The 13,537-nt window shown below is 50.4% G+C and carries 14 protein-coding genes; 11 read left to right on the top strand and 3 right to left on the bottom strand.

The annotated features are described in order from the left end of the window. The first annotated feature begins 9 nt into the window (after positions 1 to 9). Both dcuS and QW71_RS30455 read left to right on the top strand, forming a co-directional pair. Positions 10 to 1,644 carry a DcuS/MalK family sensor histidine kinase gene (gene dcuS / locus QW71_RS30460; protein WP_039308406.1) on the top strand — a complete coding sequence of 545 codons (1,635 nt, stop codon included), beginning with the start codon at positions 10 to 12 and terminating at the stop codon, positions 1,642 to 1,644. Then, the gene (locus QW71_RS30455; RefSeq protein WP_039308399.1) at positions 1,641 to 2,363 is read left to right on the top strand and encodes a response regulator; all 723 of its coding nucleotides are present in this window, start codon (positions 1,641 to 1,643) and stop codon (positions 2,361 to 2,363) included. The genes dcuS and QW71_RS30455 overlap by 4 nt, the downstream gene beginning before the upstream one ends. A 452-nt stretch (positions 2,364 to 2,815) precedes the next feature. On the opposite strand, the gene QW71_RS30450 is transcribed toward QW71_RS30455, so the two are convergent. Continuing rightward, complete coding sequence (locus QW71_RS30450; protein ID WP_039308395.1) at positions 2,816 to 3,274, bottom strand: hypothetical protein; 459 nt, start codon at positions 3,272 to 3,274, stop codon at positions 2,816 to 2,818. Positions 3,275 to 3,705: 431 nt separating this feature from the next. Here QW71_RS30450 and QW71_RS30445 point away from each other — a divergent pair, with 431 nt between their 5' ends. The 3 genes from QW71_RS30445 to QW71_RS30435 all read left to right on the top strand — a co-directional run bounded on the left by QW71_RS30445 (position 3,706) and on the right by QW71_RS30435 (position 6,839). Further along, entirely contained in the window at positions 3,706 to 4,278 is a 573-nt protein-coding gene (locus tag QW71_RS30445) for a TetR/AcrR family transcriptional regulator (RefSeq protein WP_039308392.1), read from the top strand. A 23-nt stretch (positions 4,279 to 4,301) separates the two neighbouring features. Continuing rightward, positions 4,302 to 4,913: a GNAT family N-acetyltransferase gene (locus tag QW71_RS30440; RefSeq protein WP_039308389.1), complete on the top strand. Its 612-nt coding sequence runs from the start codon at positions 4,302 to 4,304 to the stop codon at positions 4,911 to 4,913. Between the two features lie 366 nt (positions 4,914 to 5,279). Continuing rightward, positions 5,280 to 6,839 (top strand): flavocytochrome c, encoded by a 1,560-nt coding sequence (locus QW71_RS30435; RefSeq protein WP_039308387.1) that lies wholly within the window; start codon positions 5,280 to 5,282, stop codon positions 6,837 to 6,839. Between the two features lie 134 nt (positions 6,840 to 6,973). Here QW71_RS30435 and QW71_RS30430 read toward each other — a convergent pair whose 3' ends face one another. After that, on the bottom strand, positions 6,974 to 8,212 hold the full coding sequence (locus QW71_RS30430) for an FAD-binding oxidoreductase (protein ID WP_039308385.1): 1,239 nt from the start codon (positions 8,210 to 8,212) through the stop codon (positions 6,974 to 6,976). A 187-nt stretch (positions 8,213 to 8,399) separates the two neighbouring features. On the opposite strand from QW71_RS30430, the gene QW71_RS30425 reads away from it, so the two are divergent. The 5 genes from QW71_RS30425 to QW71_RS30405 all read left to right on the top strand — a co-directional run bounded on the left by QW71_RS30425 (position 8,400) and on the right by QW71_RS30405 (position 11,459). Beyond that, entirely contained in the window at positions 8,400 to 8,633 is a 234-nt protein-coding gene (locus tag QW71_RS30425) for a hypothetical protein (RefSeq protein ID WP_039308384.1), read from the top strand. 67 nt (positions 8,634 to 8,700) lie between these two features. Continuing rightward, on the top strand, positions 8,701 to 9,099 hold the full coding sequence (locus QW71_RS30420; RefSeq protein WP_039308382.1) for a spore coat protein: 399 nt from the start codon (positions 8,701 to 8,703) through the stop codon (positions 9,097 to 9,099). A gap of 206 nt (positions 9,100 to 9,305) precedes the next feature. After that, positions 9,306 to 9,806, top strand: coding sequence for an Lrp/AsnC family transcriptional regulator (locus tag QW71_RS30415; protein WP_039308379.1), 501 nt, complete (start codon positions 9,306 to 9,308; stop codon positions 9,804 to 9,806). Positions 9,807 to 9,819: 13 nt separating this feature from the next. Then, positions 9,820 to 11,010: an aminotransferase class I/II-fold pyridoxal phosphate-dependent enzyme gene (locus tag QW71_RS30410; RefSeq protein ID WP_039308377.1), complete on the top strand. Its 1,191-nt coding sequence runs from the start codon at positions 9,820 to 9,822 to the stop codon at positions 11,008 to 11,010. Positions 11,011 to 11,204: 194 nt separating this feature from the next. Continuing rightward, on the top strand, positions 11,205 to 11,459 hold the full coding sequence (locus QW71_RS30405) for an aspartyl-phosphate phosphatase Spo0E family protein (protein ID WP_235441598.1): 255 nt from the start codon (positions 11,205 to 11,207) through the stop codon (positions 11,457 to 11,459). A gap of 129 nt (positions 11,460 to 11,588) precedes the next feature. Here QW71_RS30405 and QW71_RS39395 read toward each other — a convergent pair whose 3' ends face one another. Further along, on the bottom strand, positions 11,589 to 12,191 hold the full coding sequence (locus QW71_RS39395; protein WP_083442798.1) for a MerR family transcriptional regulator: 603 nt from the start codon (positions 12,189 to 12,191) through the stop codon (positions 11,589 to 11,591). A gap of 99 nt (positions 12,192 to 12,290) precedes the next feature. Between QW71_RS39395 and QW71_RS30395 the strand changes: the two genes are divergently transcribed. After that, positions 12,291 to 12,941: a nitroreductase family protein gene (locus tag QW71_RS30395; RefSeq protein ID WP_039308371.1), complete on the top strand. Its 651-nt coding sequence runs from the start codon at positions 12,291 to 12,293 to the stop codon at positions 12,939 to 12,941. The last annotated feature ends 596 nt before the right edge of the window (positions 12,942 to 13,537 follow it).

Genomic DNA, 13,537 nt, shown 5'->3' with positions numbered 1-13,537 from the left:
TGGGCATCCTTGGCCAAGAAAAAAAGCTACAGCCTAAGGACAACGGTAGCGGTGATGGTATCTGCCGTTGTAGTCCTGGTGCTGCTGGTCTTATATATTATATTCCGCAATCAGATTATTCCCCAGACCCGGCATGCGCTGGAGGATAAGGCCATTACGATTGCCCGCACGATTGCCCTGATGCCGCTGCTCTCAGAGGGCTTAAGCGAAGGGGACAGCAAGGGGATTCAAGCCTATACCTCCAAGATTACACGCCGCAATGATATATTGTTTGTAGTGGTGATGGATATGAACAGCATCCGGTATTCGCATCCGGATGCCTCCAAGGTTGGACTGCCCTTCGTGGGAGGCGGGCAGGAGGCTGCGCTGCGCGGACAAGAGAGCATCTCCGAAGGAACAGGGACGCTCGGGAATTCGCTGCGGGCATTTGTACCGGTCTATGACGGCAGAGGCCATCAGCTTGGGGTCGTAGTAGCTGGACTGTCGATGGACAGGGTGCAGCGTCTGGTCAGGCAGAATGAATGGACGATTATTGCCATTCTGGTCTCAGGCGCGTTGTTTGGAGCCGGAGGCGCCTTTGTTCTGGCCAGGAGGATCAAGCAAATGATGTTCGGCATGGAGCCTGCCGATATTTCCAGACTCCTGCAGGAACGCAGCGCCATGCTGGAATCCATTCGCGAGGGGATAATTGCGATTGACCAGGAAGCGCGCATTACGCTTATTAATATGGAGGCGCACCGGCTTCTCAAGGCGGCAGGGATCAACGGCGCCGTTGTAAACCGGCAGATTGCCGATTATTGGCCAGAGCTGCGTCTGGAGCATGTGCTGGCCAGCGGGGAAGGCAGGCAGGACCAGGAGCTGGAGCTGGGCGGTATCTCCCTGCTCGTAAGCAGCCTGCCGGTCCGCGTAGGCGGCGAGATTGCCGGAGCCATCGCTACATTTCGTGACAAGACTGAGCTGGCAGTTCTGGCCGAACGGCTGTCGGGTATTTCTGTCTATGCAGATGCCCTGCGGGCGGGTGCCCATGAGTTCATGAACAAGCTGCATGTGATTATGGGCATGACGCATATGGGCTTATATGACGAGCTGCAGCAGTATATTCTGGGAACGGCCAGTAACTACCAGCAGGAGATCGGGGCCATCACGAGACAGATTAAGGACCCGGCTATGGCGGGTTTTCTGCTGGGTAAGCTGAGCCGAGCGCGCGAGACGGGAATTGAACTACTGCTGACTGCGGACAGTTATCTGCCGGAATCGGCTGATTCGCAGGTTATTCATGAGCTGATTACCATTGCCGGGAATTTGCTGGACAATGCGATGGAAGCGCTGGGCGGGCCCGGGCCTGACGAACACGGCAGAGGCGTACACAGCAATAAGCGGATTGAACTTGCTTTCCACTATGAAGAGGGAAGGCTGCTGTGTGAGGTTAGCGACAACGGGCCGGGGATTCCGGAGGCACTCCGGGAGCAGATCTTCGGCCAGGGCTTCTCCTCTAAGGGGGAGCACCGGGGAATCGGACTGTATTTAGTCAGGAAGAGTGTAGACAAACTGCAGGGACATCTTCAGATTGCCGCCTGCGGCGGGCCGGGAACCACGTTCATCGTTGATGTGCCATATGCTGCAAAGGGAGAGGAGAGCCAATGAACATTAAAGTGCTGATTGTAGAAGATGACCCGATGGTAGCGAAATTCAACCGCCATTATCTCGAACAGATCCAGGGCTTCGAGTTCGCGGGCTGGGCGGCTTCAGGAGATGAGGCCTTGAAGATGCTGGCCGAACAGGAGATCGATCTCCTGCTGCTGGATATCTATATGCCCCGTACCAGCGGGCTTCAGCTGTTGTCCACGCTCCGGGAGCAGGGAAGCAAGGCGGATATCATTGTGATCTCCGCCGCCAGCGATAATGCGAGCATCCGCAAGGCTCTGCAGAACGGGGCTGTAGATTACCTGATCAAGCCATTTGAGTTTGCCCGTTTTCAGGCAGCTTTGTCGGCATACCGCGAAGACTTTCAGTTAATGCACAAGGAGCATCTGAGCCAGGAACAGCTGGATAAGCTGCTGCGCCATTCCGTTGCGGAGGCTGAAGAAGACAAGACTGGGGCGCTTAGCTTGCCCAAAGGTCTTACCGAAGGCACGCTGGAGAGCATCTGGAATACGATTAAGCAGCTGCAGAACCCGGTATTCTCCACTGAAGATATCAGCAGCCAGGCGCCGATCTCGCGGATATCCGTCCGCAAATATCTGGCGTTTCTGACCGAGGCAGGCATTCTCGAGATGGAGCTCAGCTACGGCGCGGTAGGCAGACCGGTATATATGTACAAGGTGAAGCCGGAGGGGCATGAACTTATAAGTAAATATAGGTGAGCGGCTGGTAAATTGGGTAACTGGTGGTTAATGGAGGGCCTTCGGGTCCTTTTTTTGTTGCCTGGGAGATTGTGTGATCGGAAAAATTGTTGATATTTCAAGCCTGTAAGTGAAGCGGACTGAGAAGCCGCTATATCTCCAAATAACCTTTTTATGAGGATGAAACGGACTGAGAATCCCTTATCCTGTTCATTCGAGCCCGAAATGAGGTATATCTGGTCAAATAAGCGATTCTGAGTCCGATTAGTCAACGAATCCGCCTAATCTGCCCAAATAACGGAATTTCAGTCCTCTACACCAGGATTTATTCGATTTGAAAAGATAAGGATTCGTATCTCCCCCTGAGGGAAATAAGGAGAATTGAAATCAGAGCTTCAAAATATCGATGGGAACTGGAGTCATGGCTGCCCCACCACTGCCAGCTATGACTCCATGTTTATACAGCCCCGCAATCAGGCAAAAGCCAGCTTCAATGCCTGCGGATGGAAGGAACCCATAATTTTATAAGCTTTTAAATGCGGATTGTTCATATCATTATCGTAAATAATCATATGCTGTCTGCCCTTGAGGATAATATCAAACCGCTGCTTCCGGTCTGCCTGTACGATGATAATATAATAGCTGTATTTGTTGTCTGTACTTACATTCCGCGCTGATTTCATTAACCGGACGTCGGCGAAATCATCACATATTTGTTTGATGGCCTCCGGCTCCGTAACCACAATATCCTTCTGTTCGCCGGGAACAGAGGACAGACGGGTGATTTCAAGGGAGGCAATATCCTCCAGCCGGATGGTTCTGGCCACCACTTTTTTGAAGGAAGTGTAACGGTTTGCTGTATAGGTCATTAGAGAAACACCAGCTGCGGTCAGGATGGCGCCGGCAAGCATATATTTTTTGCTTTTGTCCATGGTTCTGTTCCTCCTAGTCATACGATTGTGTAAGTCCCAATTATAAAACTATAAACATCCGCACGCAAATTCACTTACTTTAATTGGAGTTAAAGTAACGGCACTGTATTTGAAGATTATGAAGTCACTTTGTATAAAATCTAGCCTGTTGTCCTATACAAGCCTTGAAACAGTCCACCTAAAGGCCGTTTTTTATATTTATAAATGAAAGAAGAATTAAATATGGTGAACATAAGTGAAATCTCTACTGGAGAAAAATGCCTTGCCCCCTTAAAGAAGCGTTCTGACGCTTTTTGAGGGGTTTTTTTAATATACATCAACAATTTGACACCAGCTGCCCATGAGTATAAAATAATAATAAATGATAGATAAATATATCATTATATTCATAAAGATATCACTTAATCTACAGCAAAGGCAGGCCTATGTTCATGAAACCCAGTGTTAAGGACAATAAACGGAAAGCTATTCTGGACGCAGCAACGGAGCTGCTGGCGTTGAAGCCGACGGCTACGCTGCAGGAGATCGCGGATCATGCTCAAATCGGCATTGCGACGCTGCATCGCTATTTCTCTACAAGGGAGCTGCTGCTGGATGCGCTGGCGCTGAATGCCATCGGGCTGGTGGATGAAGCGCTTGAAGGAATCATGAATGATGACAGCGATATGCTCCGCTTCCTGACGGAGGTGTTCGAGGCGCTGATTCCTTTGGGCAGCAAGATGTCTTTTCTCAGCTTCGCGGCATCGGTTGACGAGAATCCTAATATTCTTGCCGAGGAAGCCCGCATCAAGCAACCGCTGCGGGAAGCTGTGGAAGGGTGGCAGACACGCGGTCTGCTGAATGCCGCGATGCCCGCCCACTGGATGATAACCGTCATGTATAATCTGCTGTTCGTTGCCTGGCAGGAGATCCAGAATGGCAATCTTGCGAAGAATGATGCTCCGCAATTGTTGGTATCCACCGTCATTCAAGGCTTCGGCGCCCCAGGACGAAGCGGTAGCTGAAGCAACATAAAGGAGGAAGCTGTATGTCAACGTTAGACGTAGAGATTGTCGACCGCCTGGAAGAAGTGCAAAAAGGCGAGGTTGCCAGACTGTTTTATCAGGCTTTTGCCTTGAAATTCAATGCCCTGTGGATATTTACCCGCAATGAGAAGCAAGTCGTGGAGGTGTTGTGCCGGAGTCTGCGTTATGAGAACGGTCTGTATGCGGTACGCGAGGGAAGGGTGGTTGGATTCGTCGGTCTGGAAAAAGGAGACGGCTTCTTCGCAACGCTGGGTTACGGGGCTCTCAGACATTCGTTCGGCATAGCGGGCGGCGCGTGGCGTTATGCAGCCTACGGTATATATCGTATGTTTCACGGCGGCGTTCCGAAGGACTCCATTCATATTGATCCGCTCGTCGTCTCCTGTGAGGCAAGAGGGCTGGGGATCGGAACCCGGCTGCTGGAAGCGTCCTTTGCCTTAACCCGGTCGGCGAACCGCAACAAGATGTTGCTGGAGGTCGTTGACACCAATCCGCAAGCCAAAAAGCTCTATGAGCGGCTCGGCTTCAAAACCTTCAAGGTGCAGAATACCGGGCTGTTCACGGCAAAAGCCGGCTTTGCCAAAGTGCTGCATATGGAGAAGCTGCTGGACTAGCGCGTGCCCCCTTCCCGATCCGCAAGAGGATCGGGAAGCTTCCCGATCCGCAAGAGGATCGGGAAGTTTTGTTTCTTTCGGAAATGATGATAGCAAGCCGGGAGGTTAGGGGCCGAGAGAGGTAAGACAATAGTTGGATTTTCAACACTTGCTGATGAATGATGGGATCGTGTTGGAGCAGCAGTTGGACAAACAGCACTTAAATGCTCACCAATCCTGCAAAGTGGCAAAAATTAACAACAGTAGATGCTGTTTGTCCGCTTACTTTAGTTACTTAATGATTTCTTTAATTACGTAAGCTTCCAAGGACGGCCCTTTTGCGGATATGATAATTGTGAAAATATGCACAAGGGGGCAAGCGTTACTATGAAAAAGAGATTTGCAGCGACTCTTATACTCGTTCTTTCCGTTATGCTGGTTATCGCAGGCTGCGGTAACAACAATGCTAACGGCAGTGTCAATGAGAGCAAGGGTAAGAACAGCGCAACCACAGAGCCTGCAGCAACCACTGCACCTGAAGAGACAGCCGAAGCCGTATCGGGAGCATCCGAAGCGAGCTATACACCGTACGATCAGTTAAAAGATAAATATGATATCATCATTGTCGGCGCAGGCGGTGCCGGAATGTCGGCGGCGCTGGAAGCAAAGGCTAACGGCATGAACCCGGTTATTCTCGAGAAAATGCCGGTTGCCGGCGGTAATACTACCAAATCCTCTTCGGGTATGAACGCTTCGCAGACGAAGTTCCAGAAGGAGCAGGGCATCGAGGACACCAATGATCTGTTCTATGAAGAGACACTGGCAGGCGGCCATGATACGAACAACAAGGAGCTGCTCCGCTTTTTCGTGGACAATTCCGCAAGTGCCATTGACTGGCTGGATTCGATCGGCATCCGCTTGAACAATATTACGATTACCGGCGGAATGAAAGAGAAGCGTACCCACCGTCCGGAAGACGGCTCAGCAGTCGGTCAATATCTGGTTGCCGGACTCGTAAGAAATGTACAAGAGCAAGGGATTCCATTGTTCGTTAATGCGGACGTGAAGGAACTTACAGTGCAGGATGGCAAAGTGAACGGCGTCAAGGTGCTGTTTAACCAGGCCGATGAGAAAACAATTACCGGATCAGCAGTGATCGTAACAACCGGCGGCTTCGGCGCCAATATGGAGATGATTACCGAAGTCAGACCTGACCTCGAAGGTTATGTGACCACGAACCAGATCGGCAGCACCGGCGACGGCATCCGGATGATTGAACAGGTTGGCGGCACAACGGTAGATCTGGATCAGATTCAGGTTCACCCGACCGTACAGCAGGAGAAATCCTACCTGATCGGTGAAGCGGTCCGGGGCGAAGGCGCAATCCTCGTATCCAGTGAGGGTAAACGTTTCGGCAACGAAATGGATACCCGTGATAAAGTAACAGCTTCCATCAATACACTTCCGGAGAAATCAGCGTATCTGGTGTTTGATTCCGGCGTGAAATCCCGCGTCAAAGCGGTGGACCAGTACATCAAGATGGGTGTTGTCAAAACAGCCGATACCACCCGGGCGCTGGCAGAACAAATGAATGTTCCGGCAGATCAGCTGAAAACGACGGTAGATACCTGGAACAGCGCAGTGAAGAATAAGTCGGATGCGGAATTCGGCAGAACTACAGGTATGGACAATGATCTGTCCGGCGCACCGTATTATGCGATCCAAATCGGCCCGGGAATCCACTACACTATGGGTGGTGTGGTGATTAACACAAATACAGAGGTCTTGAACAAAGACGGCAAAGCGATCACAGGACTTTTTGCAGCAGGTGAGGTAGTCGGCGGATTACACGGCCAGAACCGGATCGGCGGGAACTCTGTAGCCGAAATCATTATTTTCGGACGCCAGGCAGGGATCAAATCTGCTGAATTTGTAAAAGCGCAATAAGCTATTATTCCATATTGTCGGGTTTATCATAAAAAAGGGATGCTCCGCAGCCGTCAGGCTCGCGGACATCCCTTTTTGCGTGTACTTTCTGCTGCTACCGCCGGATGCAGCAAGGATCCCGTAGGCTCTGCTGCTTACCCCTGAATTGCCGGAGACGGCGCAGGCTTCGCTGTACGGGTTAGCGAAAACAGCTCCAGCTCGGGGCGTACCTTGCCGGCAAGGGTATCTGAGAGAAGTTCGGCGGCTATCATGCTGTAGACGGTTCCGTTGCCCCCGTAGCCTTCAATGAAATAGCAGTGCGGGTACTCCGGATGAGGTCCTATATAAGGTAAGCCGTCACGGGTAGAGCCGAAGACTGCCCCCCAGGAATATTCCGCCTCTATTCCCTCAAGTTCCGGGAACAAGGCCACAAGCTCTTCAAGCAGCCGCTGGCTCTGGGAGAGCACACGGATATCGCGGCGTTCCGAAGTCGTCAGTTCTTCATCCTTGCCACCGGCAATCAAGCGGCCTTCCATGGTGGCGCGGAAGTACAAGTAAGGCCGCGCTGTTTCCCAGATCAGACTCCGTTCATGCCATTTGGGAAAGTTCTGAACAGGTTCGGTCATAATGGCATAGGTGTTGATGAGCACTGCTCCCCGGTCTTTCTTCATCTCCTGTGTTTCATATCCCATGGCAAACACAACATTCTTCGCGAAGATCCGCCCATTCTCCGTATGGCAAACCACGCCGTCAGCTTTGTATTCGTACTTAACGGCTTGGGTATGCTCATAGACGCGGACTCCGCGGGAGTGGGCTTTGTCAATCAGGCTGTGCACGGTCCGCAGCGGATTGGTCTCTGCATCCCCTCTGGAGAAGAGCGCAGCCGGTTTGGAGAAGGAATAATGCGAGCGGATCGTTTCCTCATCCCAGAATTCTGAATCAAATCCATGCCGGATCAGGTTTTCATTTTCCAGCTTCAGGGCGGGAACATCTTCAGGGACGCTGGCATACAGCAGACTGCTTCGGGGCATGATCAACGGATCGATATCGAGCTTGCCCGGAAGTTCGAGAATTGCCTTGACACTCTGCTGGCACAGTTTGTAGAACAGGACGCCATTTTCTTGCCCGAAAGTATTCATACAGGAAGTAAGCGGCTTATCGTTGGAGACTTGAAGCAATCCGGTATTGCCATGGGAGCTTCCGCTGCCCACCGCTCTTTTATCGATAAGAACAGTATCCGCTCCGCTGAGGGACATGCGGTAGGACATCATCGCCCCGCCCATGCCGCCGCCTACAATCAGACAGTCGCAGGTAATATCTTCTTTCAGTACCGGATACACCGGCGGGTGAAGCAGTGTATTCTCCCAGGGCACCTGCCCGCTGATGAGTTTCATGGTATGGTTGCTCCTTTATATAATCCGGGTAAGGTATTGTTTGCAGTTTTGCAGCCGCTCATGCGCGGTATATAAGGTGTTAATCCGATTTTTGCAGAAGCAGCTTTGCGCTTTTTGGCACATAAAGTGTTCTGCTCTGCGGCATACTAAGGAACGCTTGAACATCCAGAAGGAGGGAATACTGAACATGCAATCTAACCAAATGCAGGCGCTTAGCGGAAAAGAACTGGAATATATCGCAGATTCCATTTCCAACGAAGATTTGCTGATTAAGCAGCTGGCCGCTACAGCCGGAACCACTCAAAACTCCACGGTGCAGGGAATCTGTGTACAGCAAATTCAAAGTCATACCCACCATATGGATATGCTTGTACAGCTGCTGCATCAGCACCAGCAGTATGCACCAACCCAGCCGCAATAATTATTACTGGCCGCACACAAATTTGATGCCGGGAAGCATGTCCCACAAACTTTAAGGAGGTTTTACTGTGTACGCACAAAATGGAACGCCATTCATGGCAGATGAGGATTTACTGAACACGGTTTTGGCTGATTTGAAGCGGACAGTCCGTGAATATACAACAGCAGCTACAGAATCGAATTGTCCTACGGTACGCCGGGTATTCAATGATTTGACGATGGATACGCTCAGACTTCAGGGAGAGCTGTATAACCAAATGTCACAAATGAACATGTATACTGCTCCGGGGAAAGCGCTGCGTCAGGATGTAGACAAGCAGATTCAGACTGCCCAGCAGACCCAGCAGAAATGCCAGCAGTTCGTGCGTGAGAAGACAGGCGGAGCCGGTGCCTATAACCAGGCCTCCAATGTTCCTGTGCACCAGGCTAATGTGCAGCAGCATAATAATGGTTCTTACTATATGTAACCCTCACGCGGGGCGGATGAAGCATAGGACTGCCGTCCGCTGGTGTGGAGAAACACAAATAAAAAGATCCATTGTAACCCCGCCCAGGCGGGGTTATTTTGTTTGCAGAACTGTCATTTTCGTGTCATATTAATACTAAACTCTTTTCGCAGGCGCTCTGCCCTGATGCAGGGGTACCGGACTGGCGAACTATCCGGAGGGAAGGCATGAAGGAAATGAATGATTTGAAGAGGAAAGTGCTGGAACTGCTCAAGGAGGACGCGCGAAGCTCAACGGCTTTAATGGCAACCCTGCTTGGTGCGGAAGAAGAAGATGTCAAAACCGTGATTGCACAAATGGAACAGGATCATGTCATTGTGAAATATGCTACTGTGGTCAATTGGGATAAGGTGGACGATGAACGGGTGACTGCGCTGATCGAAGTCCAGATTACACCGGAACGCGGCCGCGGCTTCGAAGGCATTGCCGAGCGGATCTATCTGTATCCGCAGGTCAAATCCGTCTATCTGATGTCCGGCGCATACGATTTGCTGGTCGAAGTGGAAGGCCGCAATCTGCGGGAGGTCGCCAATTTCGTCTCCGAGAAGCTGTCTCCGATTGATGCGGTACTCTCTACCAAAACTAACTTTACGCTCAAAAAATACAAACAGGACGGTATCATCTTTGAAGAGCATGAAGAAGACAACCGTCTGATGATATCTCCGTGAAGGATGTAATGCCATGATTACGAAGTCGATGAATTCCTATTTGGCCCCGCTGGTCCAGCAGATACAGCCCTCGGGCATCCGCAAGTTTTTTGATCTGGCGGCAGGCAGCAAGGATATTATTTCACTGGGTGTCGGGGAACCGGATTTCAAGACTCCCTGGCATGTCAGGGAAGCCTGCGTCTACTCGCTGGAGCGCGGCTTCACCGGTTATACCTCCAATGCCGGCATGCCGGAGCTTCGCGCTGGCATTGCCGAATATCTGCAGACCCGCTTCGCGGTGCAATATGATCCTGCGAACCAGATTATCGCCACCGTCGGCGGCAGTGAAGCGATAGATTTGGCGCTTCGTGCCTTGATCTCACCGGGAGACGAGATTCTGATTCCCGAGCCTTGCTATATCTCTTATTCACCGATAACAGCAATCGGCGGCGGGATTCCGGTCGGCATTGAGACCTTCGGAGAGAATAACTTCAAGCTTACGGCGGCTGATCTGGAAGCCAAGATCACTCCGCGCTCCAAGATTCTCATTCTCTGCTATCCGAGCAATCCGACGGGTGCGATTATGAGCCGTGAGGATTGGGAACCGATTGCCAAAGTGGTAGAGAAACATGATCTCATAGTAATTTCCGATGAAATTTATGCTGAATTGACCTATGGAAGCAATCATGTAAGCTTTGCCTCCCTTCCGGGCATGATTGACCGGACCATTCTGGTCAGCGGCTTCTCCAAAGCCTTCGCCATGACCGGCTGGCGGATGGGATATGCCTGCGGTCACCCGGACCTGATCTCCGCGATGCTGAAGATTCACCAGTACACAGTCATGTGCGCGCCTTCGATGGGCCAGGTGGCTGCTCTGGAGGCATTGACCAACGGAATGGAAGAGAAGGACAGGATGGCGGATTCCTATAATCAGCGGCGCCGGCTGATCGTCAAAGGACTGCGCGATGCCGGACTGGACTGCCATGAGCCGCAAGGCGCGTTCTATGCTTTCCCGAGTATTCAGCGCACCGGGCTGACCTCCGATCAATTCGCTCAGCGCCTGCTTCTGGAATATAAGGTAGCTGCGGTTCCGGGCAGTGTATTCGGTCTGGGCGGTGAAGGATACCTCCGCTGCTCTTATGCAACCTCGGTATCCCAGCTGAACGAAGCGGTAGAACGGATTGGGGCATTTGTCTCACAGCTGGCCCGCGAGCGGGCAGAGTAATGCAAACCGAATGAAGTAAATTGAACTATAGCCGATCACCTTTCTATATGGTATTATTTTACTCTAAGGACAAGAAACACCTGTAATACACTTACATGGAACTCTTATTCTGGAATTGGGCGTAGAGTGCGAGTAGGAAGGCATTCAGAATCAGTACTCGGATATCGCGCAATAATACATTAGGAGGGATGATTGTGCTGAGCGCAGATTATTACTTACCTTCCTATGGTGGGGAATGTAGTTCCGGAAGCGGGAAACATCCTCCCAGGGGTGATGCACATGCACGCAGGCTCTCGCTGGAAAATGAAATACAGGTACTCCGCAGCAGAATGGAACAGCTCTTTTTACAGGAGAATTCCTTTACCTCGGATAATGTAATTGCCATCAGCAGCTTGCTGGACCTGAAGATTAATGAGTATATGAGAGGCCGCCACCGTAAGAACGATTAACCGGCTGATTTATATTGAAACGGACATTTTCCTTTGCGGGAGTTGTCCGTTTTTTAGTGCGCCTCACAGTCGCACCATGTAGGTGATTATGATCTTTGTAATTGGAAGCTATCCATCCGAAGGACGGAGCTATTCATGTATCAGGAATCCCGCTGACCCCGCCGAAAGTGTGCGGTAGGCGGGAATTAGAGGGATAAATCCCTCTGAATCCGCCGGATGCGGGCGGGAAGGGGGAATTATAGGGATAAATCCCTTTGAATCCGCCGAAAGTGGGCGGTATGGGGAAATTAAAGGGATAAATCCCTCTGATTCTGCTAAAAGTGTGCGGTATGGGGAAAATAAAGGGATAAATCCCTCTGATTCTGCCGAAAGTGGGCGGGTATGGGGAAAATAAAGGGATAAATCCCTAAGAAGGTCATAAAGAGATTGCTTGGAATCCTCCAGATTCTTTTGCGCAGCTTCAATATCTGCTATTTTATCTTTGATAATACGTGTTTGTTCTTCTTTGGATATTCCATTTTTAGAGATCATGGATTTTATATCATTAATTGAAAAACCGACAGCCAGACAATTCTTGACAACATCCAGATGATGAATGATCTCTACTTCATAATTCCGGTAATTGTTCTCTTCCCTGAGGATATATTCATCTGTGATAATTCCCATTTTCTCATAGTACCGGATGGTTGATATAGGCAGGTCAACAATTTTTGCGACTTCACTAATCTTCATGTTAAATCACCCCGTTTTTCCCTCTTGCTATAAAGTATACTTCATAGTTTAGAATTCTTGTAGTGATGATAAACCTATAAATAAAGGAGAGAAATCAACATGAGTACAATTACCGGGAAATACCATACAACCAACGATTTCAATGAGATCGTTCTGGAGCGCCGTTCCGTGAAGGCCTATGATCCTGAAGTGAAAATCAGCCGGGAGGAAATGACCGAGATTCTGGCGGAAGCCTCCCGTGCACCGTCTGCCATTAACATGCAGCCATGGCGTTTCCTTGTTATTGACAGCGCGGAAGGCAAAGAAAAACTTGCACCGCTGGCCTCCTTCAACCAGATGCAAGCTCTGACTTCCTCGGCAGTTATTGCGGTATTTTACGATGCAAAGAATGTTGAATATATAGACGAGATTTTCGGCAAATCGGTGGAACTTGGTTACATGCCGAGCGACGTCAAAGATATACAGCTGCAGCAGGTGAAGCCTTATTATGCGGGGATATCTGCATCCGAGCTGCGTGATGTGAATCTGATTGACTCGGCGCTTATTTCGATGCAGCTGATGCTTGTTGCCCGGGCCCATGGATATGACACCAACCCGATGGCCGGTTATGAGAAGGACAAGATCGCGGAAGCTTTTGGCCTGGACAAAGACCGGTTCCAGCCGGTCATGCTGATCTCGATAGGGAAAGCAGCCAAAGAAGGCTACCCTTCCTACCGCCTGCCAGTTGAGACAATCACAACCTGGGCATAATCAACAGCTCCAAGGGGACGTTCTTCAGTACAAAAGCATACTTAACTTAATCTCCTGACGCAAAAAAAGACCGATTCAGGCCACGATAATGTGGTCGAAACCGGTCTTTGTACTGAATCCGCCGAAAGTGGGCGGTAGGGTGAAACTAAAGGGATAAATCCCTTTGAATCCGCCGAAAGTGGGCGGTATGGTGAAACTAAAGGGATAAATCCCTCTGATTCCGCTGAAAGTGGGCGGTATGGTGAAACTAAAGGGATAAATCCCTCTAAACCCGCCGAAAGTGGGCGGTATGGTGAAATCAAAGGGATAAATCCCTCTGATTCCGTCGAAAGTCGGCTATATGGAAAAATCAAAGGGATAAATCCCTCTAAACCCGCCGAAAGTGGGCGGTATGGGGAAATTAAAGGGATAAATCCCTCTGATTCTGCTAAAAGTGTGCGGTATGGGGAAAATAAAGGGATAAATCCCTCTGATTCTGCCGAAAGTGGGCGGGTATGGGGAAAATAAAGGGATAAATCCCTTTGAATCCGCCGGATGTGGGCGGTATCTCTTAAGCCCCCTAATCAAAGTGGAGACCTTGACATGTAAGAGGTACA

This window comes from Paenibacillus sp. IHB B 3415 (genome assembly GCF_000802655.2).
Lineage (GTDB): Bacteria > Bacillota > Bacilli > Paenibacillales > Paenibacillaceae > Paenibacillus_AQ > Paenibacillus_AQ phytohabitans.
Note: the sequence above shows the minus strand (reverse complement) of the source record. Positions and strands in the feature narration are given on the sequence as shown.